The sequence below is a fragment of the Halomonas binhaiensis genome, assembly GCF_008329985.2.
GTDB lineage: Bacteria > Pseudomonadota > Gammaproteobacteria > Pseudomonadales > Halomonadaceae > Halomonas > Halomonas binhaiensis.
The window spans coordinates 1580670-1597404 of the sequence record NZ_CP038437.2; the positions used below are offsets into that span (position 1 = coordinate 1580670).

Annotated in this window: 11 protein-coding genes; 9 read left to right on the forward strand and 2 right to left on the reverse strand. The window is 57.2% G+C overall.

Annotated features, from left to right (window positions below; genetic code table 11):
- Positions 1-33: 33 nt before the first annotated feature.
- Positions 34-2196: a S9 family peptidase gene (locus E4T21_RS06875; RefSeq protein WP_149284296.1), complete on the reverse strand. Its 2163-nt coding sequence runs from the start codon at positions 2194-2196 to the stop codon at positions 34-36.
- Between the two features lie 90 nt (positions 2197-2286).
- Between E4T21_RS06875 and E4T21_RS06880 the strand changes: the two genes are divergently transcribed.
- The gene (locus E4T21_RS06880; protein WP_240349319.1) at positions 2287-2733 is read left to right on the forward strand and encodes a hypothetical protein; all 447 of its coding nucleotides are present in this window, start codon (positions 2287-2289) and stop codon (positions 2731-2733) included.
- A 64-nt stretch (positions 2734-2797) separates the two neighbouring features.
- Complete coding sequence (locus E4T21_RS06885; protein ID WP_149284298.1) at positions 2798-4633, forward strand: VWA domain-containing protein; 1836 nt, start codon at positions 2798-2800, stop codon at positions 4631-4633.
- 417 nt (positions 4634-5050) lie between these two features.
- Here E4T21_RS06885 and E4T21_RS06890 read toward each other — a convergent pair whose 3' ends face one another.
- The gene (locus E4T21_RS06890) at positions 5051-5434 is read right to left on the reverse strand and encodes a DUF4168 domain-containing protein (protein WP_149284299.1); all 384 of its coding nucleotides are present in this window, start codon (positions 5432-5434) and stop codon (positions 5051-5053) included.
- A 258-nt stretch (positions 5435-5692) separates the two neighbouring features.
- Between E4T21_RS06890 and E4T21_RS06895 the strand changes: the two genes are divergently transcribed.
- The 7 genes from E4T21_RS06895 (at position 5693) to E4T21_RS06925 (ending at position 16634) form a co-directional block, all read left to right on the forward strand.
- Positions 5693-6493: a class II glutamine amidotransferase gene (locus E4T21_RS06895; RefSeq protein ID WP_149284300.1), complete on the forward strand. Its 801-nt coding sequence runs from the start codon at positions 5693-5695 to the stop codon at positions 6491-6493.
- Positions 6494-6673: 180 nt separating this feature from the next.
- Positions 6674-8353, forward strand: a complete 1680-nt coding sequence (locus E4T21_RS06900; RefSeq protein ID WP_149284301.1) for an AMP-binding protein — start codon at positions 6674-6676, stop codon at positions 8351-8353.
- A 404-nt stretch (positions 8354-8757) separates the two neighbouring features.
- Positions 8758-12699, forward strand: a complete 3942-nt coding sequence (gene hrpA / locus E4T21_RS06905) for an ATP-dependent RNA helicase HrpA (protein WP_240349372.1) — start codon at positions 8758-8760, stop codon at positions 12697-12699.
- 171 nt (positions 12700-12870) lie between these two features.
- Positions 12871-13992 carry a beta-ketoacyl-ACP synthase III gene (locus E4T21_RS06910; RefSeq protein ID WP_149284303.1) on the forward strand — a complete coding sequence of 374 codons (1122 nt, stop codon included), beginning with the start codon at positions 12871-12873 and terminating at the stop codon, positions 13990-13992.
- 112 nt (positions 13993-14104) lie between these two features.
- Positions 14105-14848, forward strand: coding sequence for an MlaA family lipoprotein (locus E4T21_RS06915; RefSeq protein ID WP_149287086.1), 744 nt, complete (start codon positions 14105-14107; stop codon positions 14846-14848).
- An 18-nt stretch (positions 14849-14866) separates the two neighbouring features.
- A complete protein-coding gene (locus E4T21_RS06920; RefSeq protein WP_149284304.1) occupies positions 14867-16054 on the forward strand; it encodes a PP2C family protein-serine/threonine phosphatase in 1188 nt (395 codons plus the stop codon).
- On the forward strand, positions 16044-16634 hold the full coding sequence (locus E4T21_RS06925; RefSeq protein ID WP_149284305.1) for an STAS domain-containing protein: 591 nt from the start codon (positions 16044-16046) through the stop codon (positions 16632-16634). The genes E4T21_RS06920 and E4T21_RS06925 overlap by 11 nt, the downstream gene beginning before the upstream one ends.
- Positions 16635-16735 lie beyond the last annotated feature (101 nt).

Here is a 16735-nt window from a genome sequence, read left to right on the forward strand (position 1 = left end):
TCGTGATTCGCGGCTTTCAGCATAATGGATGTCTTACGCGTGTGTTAATGGGCTGGCGAAATCAATGTGCTTCCCGTCATCGGCGAGACCCAGGGCCCAGAGGATGAAGGCATCCTGACGGGCTCCATCGCGCCAGGCCTTGAAACGACCGGAAGCACCGCCATGACCAGCTTCCATGTCAGTGCGCAGGAGTACTGGTCGATTGGACAACTCAGGGTTGTCGATGTTCGCCATGGCCAAGCGAGCGTAGAGTTTGGCGGGCTCCCAGTAGGGGACACGAGTATCGTGCCAGCTGCCCTGAAGGAATACTGCCGGCCAGTCTGCTGCAGCCAGGTTGTCCAATGGTGAATAGCTGCGGATACGCCGGGCAGCGGCAGGTTCCTGCGGATCGCCCCATTCGGTATATTCCGCTGTGGTCAAGGGGAGGTCCGGATTGTTCATGGTACGCAGGACATCGACGAAAGGTACGTCGAGAACCGCGGCACAGAAGGATCCTGGAGCAGCATTGAGGCTGGCGCCGACCAACAGGCCGCCAGCACTGGCGCCGTAGGCGACAATACGTTCAGCATCGGCCAGGCCGTGCTCGACAAGGGCATCCCGGGCAGCGAGGAAGTCCTCGAAACTGTTGGTCTTGTGCTCCAGCTTGCCCGCCAGATACCAGGGCTCGCCTCTTTCTCCCCCTCCACGAACATGGGCGACAGCAAAAGCGATGCCTCGCTGCAACAGCTCCAGGCGTGAAATCGAGAACCAGGGGTCCAGAGCTTCGCCGTAGGCTCCATAGCCATACAGCAAGGTGGGCATGGCCTGGTTGGCGAGATCGGCCCGGCGGACGATCGATACCGGGACACGCTCTCCGTCATGGGAGGTGGCCCAGATGCGATCGCAGACCAGGTCCTGCGGAGTAAGATCGCCGTGAACAGTCTGGCGCTTGAGCAGGGTACGGGTAGCGCCATCCAGGTCCACTTCCCACCAACTTGGCGGTGTCGTGAAGGATTCCTCGCGCAGGCGCAGGGTGCGGGTATCGAAATGGGGCGAGTCCGCCATACCGATGCTCAGTAGCCCGGTAGAGCAGGGCAGGGGTTCATCGAGGCAGATGTTGCCTTTGGCATCCAGCTCGATGCGGTGCAGGTGAAGTTGTGCCTGCTCATGGTCACGTTCCGTGACCACGAGCCCCCAGGAGTAGGCGTCGATACCTTCCAGAGTGACATCCTGACGATGGGGCAGCAGCACACGTGTCATGGTGGCGATGTCGGGGGAAGATGAAATGGCCAAGTCTTCATCGATGACATCGAGCTGAAAGTGCACGGCATTGCGGTTATGCAGCAGGTAAAACGCTCCAGGCCGGTGATCCAGGGCATATTCAACGCCTGACTGGCGCGGCAGTATACATAACGCGGGGGTTGCTGGGTGCGCTGCGGGAACCAAGTGGGTCTCGCTGGTGTCCTTTGAGGCACTCTCGATGATCAGCCAGGTGCGAGAACGAGTCTTGCCAAGGCCAACCCAGAATTGTGGATCGTCCTCGCGCAGGATCAGCTGCGGTGTCGGGAAGTGGATATTGCCTACTGGACCGCTGAGTTCCAGAGTGAGTCGCCAAACACTGTCAGGTCGTTGGGTGGCATCATAGCGAGTGAACAGGAGGGTACTGTTGTCTTCGGCCCAGCACAGTTCGGGGCCAATCTGTTCCAGTAGCAGTTGCGGCTCGCCATCAGGCAGGCGCTTGAGGTAGAGCTGGTAGGTTTCATCGCCCTGAGTGTCTTCGCTCCAGGCCAGCCACTCTTCATCCGGTGACAATGTCATGTCACCCAGTTCGAAAAAAGTGTGCTGATGAGCGCGGGTTTCGAGGTCGAAGAAACATTCCTTCGCTGTGCTGTTACCGTTAGGGTGGCGCCACCACAGTGGATAATCGGCATCGGCAGCCGTCTCGCTCCACACCGTATAGTGATCGAGAGGCGTGGGCAGGCCTTTTACGGCGAGTTCCCTACGTGCCAGGTGGCCTTGATAAAGCTGCTCGGCAAGAGGCATCAGGGGGGTGAACCAGGCGTCGGATTCCGTATTGGCTGCCGCAAGAAAGGCCTTTACGTTATCGTCATCGCGTTGCTCGAGCCAGTCCCAGTTCGGGTCATCCGGGTGCAGGAAGTCTTTGGCTGGGCAAGTGGCGGAAGAGGTGCCTGGTGCATTTGGCGGCTGTGCTTTCATGGTGCGGGATGTACCATACTCAAGAGAAATTTCATTATGCGCGCCTAAGGCGCGTTCTGGAGTGAGAAACAGATGCTTATCGGAAATTCCATGTCATCGCTTTGGATGATCTATATCGCATTGTCGCTGGTGGTGCTGCTGACTGGCTACCTTGGCTTGGCTTTTCTTCCTCGTCTGCCGCGCTTGGTGATTACCTGGGCAGTGGCAGGGGTGATGTGGATGCCGGCGGCCTTCGAACTGCCCTTGACCGATGATGGTGAAGTATACCGGGGCGAAGCGCCAGGCGTGATGGTCGCTGCCGTGGCATTCGTTGAGCACAATGCGGTGGTCTTGGCTGGCTCGGGCATGAAAGTTGTCTTCGCTGCGGTGCTTGGTGCCTTGTTTGGCATCGTGCTGTGGTGGTTCGGCCACAAGCGTCGTGTACGCAAGGCAGAAGAAGCTCGAGCACAAGCTCGCCGCGAGCAGGCTGGTGGCGAAGATGAACCTTCCGTCTCCCGTGCAGAAGGTGGTCGCAGAGAACCTGTGCTTGGCCAATGATCTTGCCTGGAATGCTGGGCCAATGGGTTCCAGTTAAGGGGCTGTCGTGGGACATTGCAACATTATGCTGAAACTTCTGCTGAGATACGGCCGTAGTGTCGCCAACCGGGCACCGGTCATAGGGCTGGCGGTGGTACTGTCCTTGGCAGCCCTAGGTAGTGCAAGCGCTCAGAACACGGGTGATCAAGCTGACATTCGCGTGCTGGTCGATGTGTCCGGCAGCATGAAGACAAATGATCCCAACCGTCTTGCAGTCAGTGCCATGGACATGCTGGTGGCTTTGCTGCCGAGTGGTGTTCATGCAGGCATTTGGACCTTTGGCGAGCATGTCGATAATCCCTTGCCTCTTGCCCCGGTGGAGGAAAGTTGGAAGAAACAGGCTCTGTCGCTGCCCCCGGCACTGCAGGATTATCAGCAGTACACTGATATCGAGGCCGCCTTGCGTGTCGCGGCGGCTTCTGATGGTCAGGGGCCACGCCATCTGGTTCTGATGACGGATGGTGTGGTCGATCTTCCACCATCCCGTGGTGCCAAGCCTGCCATCGATGTGGCATCACGTCAGCGTATTCTTGACGCTATCTCCCCGGATCTGGTCAACCAGGATACGGCAGTGCATGCCATTGCCTTTTCTGCTGGAGCAGACGCTGCCCTGGTCGAACGCCTGGCCCAGCAGTCCGGTGGCCTGGCGGCCGTTGTCGATTCACCTGAGGAACTGTTGGGGGCCTTCCTCGATATCATCGGTCGTATACTGCCGACAGATCAGTTGCCACTGGACGGCAATCACTTCACGGTGAATGGCTCTGCTGATGAAATCGTGCCATTGATATTCCATGGGCCTGATGATGGCGGCAAGGTGACGCTGATCGCACCGGACGGTACTCGCTATAGCGCAGAATCCCCTCCGCCAGGTGGGAGTTGGCAGCAGGATCCACGTTTCGACCTGATTCGCGTGCCGAATCCACAGCAGGGTGAGTGGCGGATTGAAGGGCCTGTCGGCGAGGGGAGTCGGATCATGGTATCAGGTGGCTTGCGCCTGGCCACACAGTCGCTGCCGACCACACTGTACTCCAGCTTTGCTCTCCCTTTGCAGGCCTGGGTGGAAGGGGACTCTGACGCAGAGTTGCCTGAGAACCTGTCAATCACTGCTCGGTTGGTGGGGGACAATGAGGAAGCCCCGCAGAGCATCACTCTGAAACGTTCCTCCGATGGCCGTTTCAACGGTGTGCTGCCAGCGCCCCAGGGTACGGGCAATGCACGTCTGGTCATTGATGCCAAGGGCGATGATTTTCGTCGTCAGCGGATACAGGCGGTAAACATCCTGCCTGCCGTGGGGGCCGTGCAAAGCGAGGATGGGCAGCGGGTGATTCTGGTGGCTGAGCACCCTGAGCTGGATCGCGACAACACGACATTCAGCAGTGATCTGCGGGGTGAAAACCTTGATGTCGACGCCACGGGCCGGAAGCGTTGGCAGATCGCGCTGCCGGAGATCGAGGAACATTTGCGTCAGCCGCTGGAAATCGAAGCCACGGCACAGCTCGAGGATGGCGAGCATCGCTGGAAGCTGGCGACAGTCTGGCTCAATGCCGATGAAGTGGTTGGCATCGATCGCGCAACGGCTGGGCCGACCCTGGCAGGCGAGCGTTTTGCGGAGGCTGATCAGTCAGCCCCGCCGGCAGAGGACTCCTTGGCTGATCGATTCGTTGCCCTGGTCAATGAAGGGCCTCGGCGTCTGATGGACTGGTGGCAGGCAGGGCACCCGGGCCTCGAGGAGACGATTGAACGCGCCGTGAATGACATACGTGTATGGATTGGCGTCGCTGTCGTGTTGCTGTTGATGGTGTGGAGCCGCTGGCGGCGGAGGCGTGTGATGTCCCGGAAACGGCAGGAGCCGCATGTGTGATCAACAGGGCCCGCTTTGGTATCGCAGTGTCTCTTTACTGTCGAAGAGACCTGCCAGACAAGATATGCCCTGGCCAATGCCAGGGCATATGATGGAGCAGGGGCGAGGAATCATGTCTTCTGACTTGAGAACAGATATTTGACCAGGGCTGCAATGCCTAGCCCGAGCAGTGCCAGAAAGGCTATCCCCACGACCGGCATCAGCCATCCCATTGAACCCATCATCATGGAACAGTCTTGTACTGCACCATTCATGGCCGCACCCCCAAGTGCTGATTGAGTCACTACATGGTGCAACCTGGGGGCAGGGCATAGGTCAATAGTCGTTACGAAATAGCCACCACTACATACAAGTCGCCAATGGTGATGAGGCCAGCCGGGTTAGGCACTCAAGTCCTCATTCATGGTCCCCGGGCGCTTAATTGGTGCCTTGAGCCAATTCCTTCACGCGATTGGCCAGTTCAGGGTCTGACTGGACCGCGTTGCCGATGGCGCCATAGGTATTGGCATCGAGTCCTTTGCTCTCTACCACTCCGACCATCTTGTTATTGGCTTCCTGCATCAGCGATTGTTTTTCAGCATCGCTGGGAGCCTGTTGAATGCGTGGATTGTACTCCTCGATTAACCCGCGCAGTTCACGGGAAGCATCGACAAACTGCTGCAACTGCTCATCCGTGAAGTTTGCGGCCGGGGCCTGGGCCTGCGTGAGGGCACTGCCAGCTTCCTGCGCATGAGCTGTCGCACTCATCAGTCCAATGCTCAGTACTGCTGCGGTCAACAGCGTAGTGATACCTTGCCGCATGAAATACTCCTAACATTTGTATGAACCCACCACCCTATCAATCACACTATCGCGTCACCACCGCATCTCAATGACATCTACAGTAAAATTATGAAAATTTGCGACAGGTCATGTCGGATAAAGCGTCAACCGCTATTAGATGCCTGCATACTCGCTGGAAACGCAAGTGATGCAGGTTTGTGAGACACTAGAAATATCATGTGGCAGCAGGTTGTTTAATCTGCTGAATGGAAAGGCGGATTTCGAGGATAAGCGTTCATGTGCGAGTTGCTGGGTATGAGTGCGAACGTGCCCACAGATATCTGCTTCAGCTTTACCGGCTTCCTGCGCCGTGGCGGGGATACTGGGCCCCATCGTGATGGCTGGGGGATCGCATTCTATGAGCAAGGTGGCTATCGCGAATTTCGTGATCCTTTTCCCTCCGTCGATTCGGCCATCGCGCGGCTGATCTGTGACTACCCAATCAAGTCGAACATTGTCATCAGCCATATTCGTCAGGCCAACGTTGGCCAGGTGCGCCTGGCCAATACTCATCCCTTTACTCGCGAGATGTGGGGCCAGCCCTGGTGTTATGCCCACAACGGCCAATTGGAAGAGTGGCAGGCCTTGCCGTTGAGTTTCTATCGCCCGGTGGGATCGACGGATAGCGAACATGCCTTCTGCTGGCTAATGGGCGAGCTGCGCAAGTGCTACCCGGACCCTCCTGAAGATCGCTCTGGATTGTGGCAGAGACTGCATGAGCTATGCGAGGAACTGCGTCGTCTTGGTGTGTTCAACCTGATGCTGGCGGATGGCGAATATCTCTACACTTTCTGTTCGACCAAGCTGGCGCATATCACGCGTCGCGCACCTTTTGGAGAGGCGAATCTGGCGGATGCGGAGATGGTGGTGAACTTTGCTGAACACACGACGCCGAATGACGTAGTGTCGGTCCTGGCGACGGAGCCCCTGACCGACAATGAAGAATGGGTCCGGATGCTTCCCGGTGAGCTGCTGGTCTGGCGTGATGGTGTCATAGTGGCGCGTTTTGTTGCTGGGCAGGATGAGAGTGTCGTTTAAGTTGACCCATTATTTACGTGAGTTTAAAACGAAAGTTTAAATCATCTGTATTACGGATGGGTAGCGAGTACGCTATCGTAACGACTCTTTGAGTGATGGCTACGTCATAGCCACTACGCTATAACAACAATCACGCCACAGTATCAGGCCCATCTTGAGCCTGGATAATGGAGAATGCCCATGAGCGAGAATGCCAGCGAAGCGCTTATCAAGGGAGCGGCCCTGGAGGGCCTCGACGAATATCATTCCGTGATGGATATCTTCCATCGTTCGGCCAAGCGCTTTGCCGATCACACGGCCTTCTCCTGCATGGGCAAGTCGCTGAGTTATGCGGACCTTGATCGATTGTCCGGGGATTTTGCTGCCTGGTTGCAGCAGGAAACAGACCTTGAGCCTGGCGATCGCATCGTTATCCAGTTACCGAACCTGCTGCAATATCCCGTCGCTGTCTTTGGCGCCATCCGTGCGGGCCTGGTGGTGGTCAACACCAACCCGCTCTACACCGAACGTGAGATGGAGCATCAATTCAAGGACTCTGGTGCCAAGGCCATTCTGATTCTGGCCAACATGGCCGACAAGCTCGAAAAGGTCCTGCCTGCGACAGATATCAAGCATGTGCTGATCACCGAGATTGGAGATCTGCATGATTTTCCCAAGCGACAGCTGATCAATGCGGTGGTCAAGTACGTCAAGAAGATGGTGCCGGGCTATTCGTTACCTAAGGCAGTATCGTTTCGCCAGGCGCTGGCGCGAGGAGCAAAGCATCGTCATGAAGAAGTCCAGCGCGAGCTGGATGACATTGCGGTATTGCAATATACCGGCGGAACGACAGGAGTGGCCAAGGGCACGATGCTGACCCATCGTAATCTCGTGGCCAACATGCTCCAGGCCAAGCAGGCCATTGGTGTCGGGTTGAAGGAAGGTCATGAACTGATTGTGGCACCGTTACCGGTCTACCACATCTATACCTTTACGGTGAATTGCCTGTTCCTGCTGGAGGGTGGCCACCACTCATTGTTGATTACCAACCCCCGGGACCTGCCCAATTTCATCAAGGAGTTGAAGAAGACTCCTTTCACGGGCTTTGTTGGCCTTAATACGCTGTTCAATGCACTGTGCAATCGTGAAGATTTCCGCAGTCTGGATTTCTCACGTCTACACCTGACCATTTCCGGTGGCATGGCACTGACCTTGGCTGCCGCTGAGCGTTGGAAGGAGGTGACAGGCTGTCCCATCGCCGAAGGTTATGGGTTGACCGAGACCTCGCCCATCGTCAGTTTCAACCCCATTGAGGCTATTCAACTGGGCACCATCGGTGTACCGATGGCGGGTACTGAGCTGAAGATTGTCGGCCCTGAAGGTGGGACGTTGTCCCTGGACGAACCCGGTGAGCTATGCGTGCGCGGCCCCCAGGTGATGAAAGGCTACTGGCAGCGGGACGACGAAACGACCAAGGTCATTGACCAGGATGGCTTCCTGCGCACGGGAGATATCGCATTGATTCAGCCGGATGGCTATGTGCGTATCGTCGATCGCAAGAAAGACATGATTCTGGTATCCGGCTTCAATGTCTATCCCAACGAGATCGAGGATGTCGTTGCCACGCATCCCGGTGTGGTGGAATCCTGCGCGGTGGGAGTCCCTGACGATGATAGCGGTGAAGTGATCAAGCTGTTTGTCGTGTCCAGGGATCCTGATCTTGATGCGGCATCGTTGCGTGCCTGGTGCAAGGGAAAGCTGACCGGCTACAAGGTGCCGAAGCTGGTCGTGTTCCGCGATGAACTGCCCAAGACCAATGTGGGTAAAGTGCTGCGTCGGCAACTGCGCGATGAACCCGATCCGGAAACCCGCAATGGCTGAAAGCTCATGACAGCTTGGAACGCTGCCCAAGGGCTCTGACAGATTGGGAGCTGCCGACACATAAAGACGCTGCGCAGCGGGATTGTTGGCTGAGAAGCCCATGTCAGCGTTACAATGATCTTCTTTTACTCGACGATTCACGTCAGGTTTCCCGATCAAGATGAAGGGAGCGGACGTGAATCGCTCGTCTGAGGGTACTGGTAAACAGTGGTATTCGCCCCGTTCGTCGGCACCCTTGTCTTTTAGCATGTCACCCTGACAGGCCGCGTGGCTTGTGTGGCATGTCTTGATGATTTCCATTTGGAGCCCTCGATTTCGACGTGAGCACCGATACTTCCTCTACTTCTGTACACTCCGACCAGTTGACCCTGCTCAAGCAGCTTTCCGCCAGCCTGGAGGATGTGATGCTGCGTGACCGGCCCACCCTGGCCAAGCGTCTGGCAGGGTTGCAGCGTCGGGTCCGTGAGGGCAAGCCCGTGGACCGCGGACTCAAGGAAGTGCGTGACCAGTTGGCGCGTTCCCGACAACGCCTGGAGGAGCGCCGTACACGCTCGGTACATCTGGAATATCCGGAGTCGCTGCCAGTAGCCGCTCGGCGTGAGGATATCCTCAAGGCGCTGGCATCCCATCAAGTGGTGGTGGTGGCAGGTGAAACGGGTTCGGGCAAGACGACTCAGCTACCCAAGCTGTGTCTCGAGCTGGGACTCGGGCGCAAGGGGTTGATCGGACATACCCAACCCAGGCGCTTGGCAGCACGTTCCGTGGCGAATCGCCTGGCTGAGGAAATGCAGGTCAATCTGGGCGAGCAGGTCGGTTATCAGGTGCGTTTCACTGATCAGACTGATGAAGGCACCCTGGTCAAATTGATGACCGACGGTATCCTGCTGGCCGAAACCCGCCACGATCCAGATCTTCGTCGCTATGACACGCTGATCATCGATGAGGCCCACGAGCGCAGTCTCAACATCGACTTTCTGCTTGGCTACCTCAAGCGTCTGTTGCAACGGCGTGATGATCTCAAGGTGATCATCACCTCAGCGACCATCGATGTGCAGCGTTTCAGCGAGCACTTTGCTCAAGTGGGGGCGGATGGTGTCAAGCGCCCAGCGCCAGTCGTCGAGGTCTCGGGGCGTACCTATCCGGTAGAGGTGCGTTATCGGCCCTTGATGCGTGATGCCGAGGACGAGGAAGACCTCACTCTGAGCGAAGGCATCCTTCACGCGGTGGAGGAAATCGATGGCATTGAGCGGGAAAAACGCTGGTTCCATGGTCCCAGGGACATTCTGGTGTTTCTGCCCGGGGAACGGGAAATTCGTGAAGTAGCGGATGTATTGCGTCGCGCGGATCTCAAAAGCACAGAAGTGCTGCCGCTTTATGCACGCCTTTCCAATGCCGAGCAGAATCGGGTGTTTGCACCCCACAGTGGGCGGCGGATTGTACTGGCTACCAACGTTGCTGAAACATCTCTGACAGTCCCAGGCATCCGCTATGTGGTCGATCCGGGGCTGGTTCGTATCAGCCGCTACAGCTATCGTGCCAAGATTCAGCGCCTGCCGGTCGAGCCGGTAAGCCAGGCCAGTGCCAATCAACGCAAGGGGCGCTGTGGACGAGTCGCGGAAGGGGTCTGCATTCGCCTCTATGATGAAGAGGATTACCTGTCGCGCCCGGAGTTCACGGACCCGGAGATTCGTCGCACGAACCTGGCCTCGGTGATCTTGTCGATGTTGTCGCTCAAGCTTGGCGACATCGAAGACTTTCCCTTCATCGACCCTCCGGATTCTCGTTTTATCACCGATGGCCTGCGTCTGCTGTATGAGCTGGGTGCGGTGGATGAGCGCAATCGGCTTTCGCCTGTTGGTCGTAGTCTGGCACGCCTGCCTATCGATCCACGCCTGGCGCGCATGGTGCTGGCCGCCGAGAAAGAGGGCGCTCTGCGCGACGTGCTGGTGGTGGTCTCTGCATTGGCCGTACAGGATCCTCGCGATCGACCGGCAGAAAAACGCGAGGCGGCCGATCAGGCCCATCGCCGCTGGCAGGATCCCGACTCCGACTTTCTCGCACTGTTGAACCTGTGGAATGGCTTCGAACAGGCCCGTGAAGAGCTGTCCGGCAACCGTCTGCGACGTTGGTGCAAGCAGCACTACTTGAGCTATCTGCGCCTGCGTGAATGGCATGATACCTTCCGCCAGCTACGTCAGTTGCTACGCGATATGGATATCCAGGTGCCTCCACCTGAACCGAGGAAGGCTGACACTGGCGATGGCGACGAGAGCATTGCCGAGGCCAGTCGTGAGCAGGTTCGTCGCAACAGTGCGGCGATGCATCGTGCCTTGCTGACGGGCTTGCTGTCTCACCTTGGCACGGTGACCGAGAATCGAGAGTATCTCGGTGCGCGCAATCGAAAATTCGTGATCCATCCGTCTTCGGGGCTGGCCAAGAAATCACCCAAGTGGGTGATGGCGGTCGAGCTGGTGGAAACATCCCGGCTGTTTGCCAGGATGGTCGCGCGCATAGAGCCGCAGTGGATCGAGCCACTTGCTGGGCATCTGGTCAAGCGCAGCTACAGCGAGCCGCACTGGGAAATGAAGCGGGCCCAGGTGGTGGCTTTTGAGCAGGTGACCTTGTTCGGCCTGCCCGTCGTTACTCGGCGCAAGGTGCATTATGGGCCCATTGCGCAGAAGGAATCTCGCGAGATCTTCATTCGCCGTGCGTTGGTGGAAGGTGAGTTCCGCACCAAAGGGACGTTCTTTGCTTACAACAGAGCATTGATCGAGGAAGTCGTTGATCTGGAGGATCGTGCACGGCGTCGTGACATTCTTGTCGACGAAGACACGCTCTATGATTTCTACGCCGAGCGATTGCCTGACGGTATCGTCAACGGCAAAGGGTTCGAGGCGTGGCGCAAGCAGGCTGAACACGATGATCCGGGGCTGCTCAAGTTTGACCGTCAAGCACTGTTGGCTCGGGGAGCCGAAGAGGTCACGCAAGAGCAGTATCCCGATGCGCTCGACATCGATGGTGTGCGTTTCCCCCTGGCCTATCACTTTGCGCCTGGCGCAGAGGACGATGGTGTGACCATGACAGTACCGGCTGCCATGCTGTCGCAGTTGGATCCTGCCCGTCTGGAGTGGCTGGTGCCAGGACTGCTGCGGGACAAGTGCATCGCGTTGCTCAAGTCTCTGCCCAAGTCGATTCGACGTCAGGTCGTGCCAATCCCCGACTGGGTCGATGCCGCACTGGAAGCCATGGTGCCAGGCAATAATAGCTTGTGTGAGGCCTTGGGAGAGTTCCTGCGGGTCAAGACCGGCGTACGCTTGCACATGGACGACTGGCGTCTGGACCAGTTGGAGTCGCATCTGGTCATGAATATCCGAGTGGTCGATCACAAGGGCAAGGTGCTTGGCCAAGGGCGTGATCTACGGGCGCTGGAACAGCGCTTCGAAGCCGCTGCTGGCGAAGGAGCGCGAGCCCTGGCCAAGGCGGTGGAGCAACATGACAGGATGGAAGCGTTTCCCAGTGAGCCGCTGGCCGAGTCACGGGTCACGACTCAGGCAGGCATTCGTGTCGAAGCTTTCCCGGCATTGGTCCCGGACGGAGAGCAGCTCAAGCTCGAATTGTTTGATCATCCAGGCAAGGCCAGGGTTGCGCAGCGTTCCGGCGTGGTAGCGGCGGCCATGAAGCGTTTGCCTGATCAGGTGCGGGCCATCGAGCGGTTACCGGGCATACCGGCTTGTGCGTTGCTGTTCACCAAGGTAGGAAGCAAGCAACAACTGGTCGATGATGTGGTCAAGGCGGTGTTTTCCCAGGTAGTGGCAGTGGAACCTCTGCCGCGCAGCCATGCCGAACTGGAGCAGCGTCTCGAGGACGTGCGTGCAGAACTGGTGCCATTCGCTGAAACTCTCATTGCTACGCTCAAGCAAGCACTGGAAGGGCATCTGACGGTCACCAAGGCGCTGAAGGGTAATCTCAGCCTGGCGCTGGCCCTGGTATACAGTGATCTCAAGGCCCAGATGCAACGCTTGGTATATCCCGGCTTCGTTACTCGAGCAGGGGCCTGGCTGGAGGCGTATCCGCGCTACATGGAAGCAGCTATCTTGCGCCTGGAAAAAGCGCCCAGAGAGCGGATGCGCGACCAGATGCACATGCAAGTGGTGCAGGAGTTCGAATCGAAGCTGGTGGCGCGTCGGGAAGCCCAGCGCCGCGGTCAGTTTGAGGACCCGGAATTGGTCGAGTTTGGCTGGTGGATCGAGGAACTGAGGGTATCGTTGTTTGCTCAGCAACTGGGAACCGCCATGCCAGTATCGGAGAAGCGCTTGCAGAAACGCTGGGCAGAGTTGACCGGGTGAATGGCAACCCGCTGATGGGGAAATATTGTGCAATGTCAGGAAAGTCGGGAAATAAACGACTAAGCATGTATCTATGCTGATGAAGGTTTATGCATAGAGAAGGATAGTGCGCAGAGACGGTTGGTGTGCTGCGAAGGATGGTTGCGTTGCTGCAGCCCATAGGAGATAGGCATGACCCAAGTGGTAATTACTGGCAGTGGTCTTTTTACCCCTGCCAATTCCATTGACAACGATGCTCTGGTGGCCTCATTCAATGCCTGGGTGGATGCCGAGAATGCACGCAACAGCAAGGCTATCGATGCTGGAGAAATGGAGCCCCTGGCTCATTCCAGCACCGAGTTCATCGTCAAGGCTTCTGGAATTCATAGCCGTTATGTGCTGGATGCAGAAGGTATCCTCGACATAGAGCGCATGCGGCCGAGACTCGATCAGCGTTCCAACGATGAGCCTGGCATTCAATGCGAGATGGGGATGGCAGCAGCCCAGCAAGCGCTGGAGAGTGCTGGTGTCGCGGCGGCAGAGATTGATCTGGTCATCGTAGCCTGCTCCAACCTGGAACGTGCCTATCCTGCCGTGTCGGTGGAGCTGCAGGCGCAGCTTGGGACTGGGGGATATGCTTTCGACATGAACGTGGCCTGCAGTTCAGCGACCTTTGCCATCGAGATGGCGGCAAACGCCATCCGTGCAGGTAATGCAAAACGTGCCTTGGTCGTGAATCCTGAGATCTGTTCGGCACACCTCAATTTTCGTGATCGTGACAGCCATTTCATCTTCGGTGATGCCTGTACGGCATTGGTGCTGGAGGATGCCTCTGTTGCGACAAGCGATACGCGTTTCGAGATTCTGGGTACGCGCCTGATAACACAGTTCTCCAATGCCATTCGCAACAATGCAGGGTTCCTGAATCGTGTTACCGATAGTGACCCGATGGCTCTGGACAAGCTATTCGTGCAGGAAGGGCGCCGCGTGTTCAAGGAAGTGTGTCCGATGGTGGCCAGTCTGATCGGTGACCATCTTAACTCGCTCAGCATTGATCCTGCTCAAGTAACTCGACTATGGCTGCACCAGGCGAATCGGCACATGAATGATATGATTGCGCGTCGTGTGCTCGGTCAGGATCCAACACCGGAACAGGCGCCTATCATTCTTGATCGGTACGCCAATACCAGTTCGGCAGGCTCGATCATTGCCTTCCATCTTCATCATCAAGATATGTCAGCTGGTGCAATCGGGGTGGCGTGTTCTTTCGGTGCGGGATACAGTGCCGGCAGTGTAGTAGTGCGTCGCAGCTGAACAGTGACATGCTGTGGCGTCCTTCCGCAGAGCAATAGCAATGCAGCGAGGCAGGCAATCGATGGAACTGAGAGCAGGCGCTAGCCTGGGAAAAGGTAGTCGCCGAGTGGCCATGATGGTGGCAATCCCACTGACAGTAATGTCGTTGGCCATGACTGGGTGTGCAACTACCGGTGGCGCCAATGGTGTCAGCGAAGCCAATCCAGATGACCCCTGGGAAGGATTCAACCGACGTGTGTTCGCCTTCAATGATGTGCTGGATCGCTATGCGCTAAAGCCCGCGGCCCAAGGTTATCGCTACATCACCCCGGATCCACTGCAAAAGGGCATCAGCAACTTCTTCGACAACCTGGGAGAGGTACGGACAGCGTTCAACAGCCTGCTTCAGGGCAAGCCGAAGAATGCGGGCCTCGCTTCGACCCGTTTCCTGATGAATACGACTTTTGGTCTGGGTGGTTTGCTGGATCCGGCAACGCATGCGGGTTTCATTGCCGATAAAGAGGATTTCGGTCAGACACTGGCCGTATGGGGCGTCGGGGAAGGGCCTTACCTGGTCCTGCCATTCTATGGTCCTGCGACTGTACGCAGCACAGCAGGCCTGCCGGTAGACTGGGCGACCTATCCGCTGACCTACGTCGAGGATGATACGGTACGTTATTCATTGCGTGGTCTCGAAATTCTCGATGCCCGGGCCAGCCTGCTGGATCAGGAAGACCTGATTCGTGGTGACCGCTACAGCTTTATTCGCGATGCCTGGTTGCAGCGTCGTCGCTTCGAGGTGAATGATGGTGACACGGGTGAAGATACCTTTATCAATGACGACTTCGACTATGACGAAGACGCCTTCTCCGAATAAGACGATGAAGAGCATGTCATGTCTGCCGCCAGCACTCTGATCGGAGTGATCGACCTCCCGGGCAACGAGCGTGATGCTCTGGTCGATGCCATTGCCCGGGATGGTGTTGCAGTGTGTGCTGTCGATCGAGCAGCCGACCTGCCTGACGACATCAGTCTGGTCGTGGTGCATGCCCGGGCAGTTCCCAGTTGCGAATGGCATATGCTGTCCAATCGCTGGCCGACCCTGGTGGTCAGCGCAAAGCGTGACGACGATGATCTGCTCAAGGCGGTGGATGCCGGGCTGGTCGATTACGTGATTGACCCATTACGCCATGCCTATCTGCTGCGTCGCATGATTCGTCGTGTACTCGATGTGCATCGTCTGGCCCAGCAGCGAGAGGCTGACAGGCGCCGGCTTGAAGAGCTCAACGAGAATCTTGAGACTCACCTGGTCATGCTGCGCCTTGACCAGCAGGCGGGTGGACAGATTCAGCGTCGGCTATTGCCTGCCCGCTCCCAGCAATTCCGTGACATATGCTGTGACTACTGGATGGCGCCGTCGTTATACCTCTCCGGGGACTTTCTCGATATTCAGGCATTCAATGAACGCTATACGCTGTTCTACTTTGCTGATGTATCAGGACATGGTGCCTCGTCTGCCTTTGTCACGGTATTGCTCAAATACCTGTTCAATCAGCTGCAGAGCCAATGGGATGGCTTGTATCCAGAGCAATTGCCTCCGCGCTGGTTGAAGGCGCTCAATGGTGAACTGCTTGATACGGGGATCGGCAAGCATGCCACGTTGTTTGTCGGAGTGATTGACCAGCAGCGCCACTATCTGCACTATTCGCTCGGTGCACAATTACCCATGCCGCTATTGAAGAGTGGCTCCGAGACCACCATCTTGGAAGGAGAGGGAATGCCTGTTGGCTTGTTCCCTCAGGCAGAATATCCGCAGCTGGGATGTGATCTGCCTGATGATTTCTCGTTATGGTTGTGTTCGGATGGGGTGCTTGAATGCCTGCCAGGCGACAGCCTGGAGGTTCGTCTGGAAGAGCTCCGGAGCCGAGTGATGGAGAGTGAAAATCTGGAGTCCATGCGTCGTAGTCTAGCCTTGGGAACTCGGGGCGAAGACGATGACACTGATGATCCAGCGGCGGATCGTGAAGAATTACCTGATGACTTGACGATCATGCTGGTGAGTGGATTTCGCCATGAATGCTAAAGAAGGTTGTATAGGGGCAGGCCGCGTCATTCACGAAGGCCGTGTAAAGGCGGCATTCGAGTCTGGCGTCTTCGTTCTTAATCTGAGCGGAGACGTGCGCTTGCCGTTGTGCGCAACACTGGACTACCAGGCCCAGCAGCTTGCTCGAACTCCCGGCCTCAAGGCTGTGATGATCGACCTGCGTGATGCGACCAATGTGGATTCCACTGCTCTGGGGTTCCTGGCCAAGGTGGCCATGGCGCTGAAAGGCAAGCTGGAGCAGCCACCAACGATTGTGGCTGATAATCCAGATGTGAAGCGCATGCTCGAAGTGATGGGGTTCGCGACTTACTTCACCATGGTTGAGCAGCCGATTGCCGAGGTGGCCGAACTGGAAGATCTGATGCAGCTACCTGCGGATGAAGAAGGCCTGCGTCAGCGTATCCTCGAAGCCCACCGCATTCTGATGGATATCAATGAGCACAATCGCCAGCAGTTTCAGCCACTGGTGGAGATGCTGGAGCAGCAGGCACAAGCACCTGAATCAGCACCCGTGCAGGAACAAGAGAAGACCGGGAAGGAAAAGACCTCCCACCATTGACGGTGTGATCAGCGCATGTGTGCACTGCTGAGGCGTGAGCAGCCACCGAAAGAGCTGCCTCCGAGTAAAAGCGTGCCTGATTCCCAAACAGCAAGTCCCGA

What these genes read in the sequence shown, in the direction of transcription:
- E4T21_RS06875 (WP_149284296.1), bottom strand. Translation starts at nt 2,196, where the DNA reads ATGAAAGCACAGCCGCCAAATGCACCAGGCACCTCTTCCGCCACTTGC.
- E4T21_RS06880 (WP_240349319.1), top strand. Translation starts at nt 2,287, where the DNA reads ATGTCATCGCTTTGGATGATCTATATCGCATTGTCGCTGGTGGTGCTG.
- E4T21_RS06885 (WP_149284298.1), top strand. Translation starts at nt 2,798, where the DNA reads ATGCTGAAACTTCTGCTGAGATACGGCCGTAGTGTCGCCAACCGGGCA.
- E4T21_RS06890 (WP_149284299.1), bottom strand. Translation starts at nt 5,434, where the DNA reads ATGCGGCAAGGTATCACTACGCTGTTGACCGCAGCAGTACTGAGCATT.
- E4T21_RS06895 (WP_149284300.1), top strand. Translation starts at nt 5,693, where the DNA reads ATGTGCGAGTTGCTGGGTATGAGTGCGAACGTGCCCACAGATATCTGC.
- E4T21_RS06900 (WP_149284301.1), top strand. Translation starts at nt 6,674, where the DNA reads ATGAGCGAGAATGCCAGCGAAGCGCTTATCAAGGGAGCGGCCCTGGAG.
- hrpA (WP_240349372.1), top strand. Translation starts at nt 8,758, where the DNA reads ATGCTGCGTGACCGGCCCACCCTGGCCAAGCGTCTGGCAGGGTTGCAG.
- E4T21_RS06910 (WP_149284303.1), top strand. Translation starts at nt 12,871, where the DNA reads ATGACCCAAGTGGTAATTACTGGCAGTGGTCTTTTTACCCCTGCCAAT.
- E4T21_RS06915 (WP_149287086.1), top strand. Translation starts at nt 14,105, where the DNA reads ATGATGGTGGCAATCCCACTGACAGTAATGTCGTTGGCCATGACTGGG.
- E4T21_RS06920 (WP_149284304.1), top strand. Translation starts at nt 14,867, where the DNA reads ATGTCTGCCGCCAGCACTCTGATCGGAGTGATCGACCTCCCGGGCAAC.
- E4T21_RS06925 (WP_149284305.1), top strand. Translation starts at nt 16,044, where the DNA reads ATGAATGCTAAAGAAGGTTGTATAGGGGCAGGCCGCGTCATTCACGAA.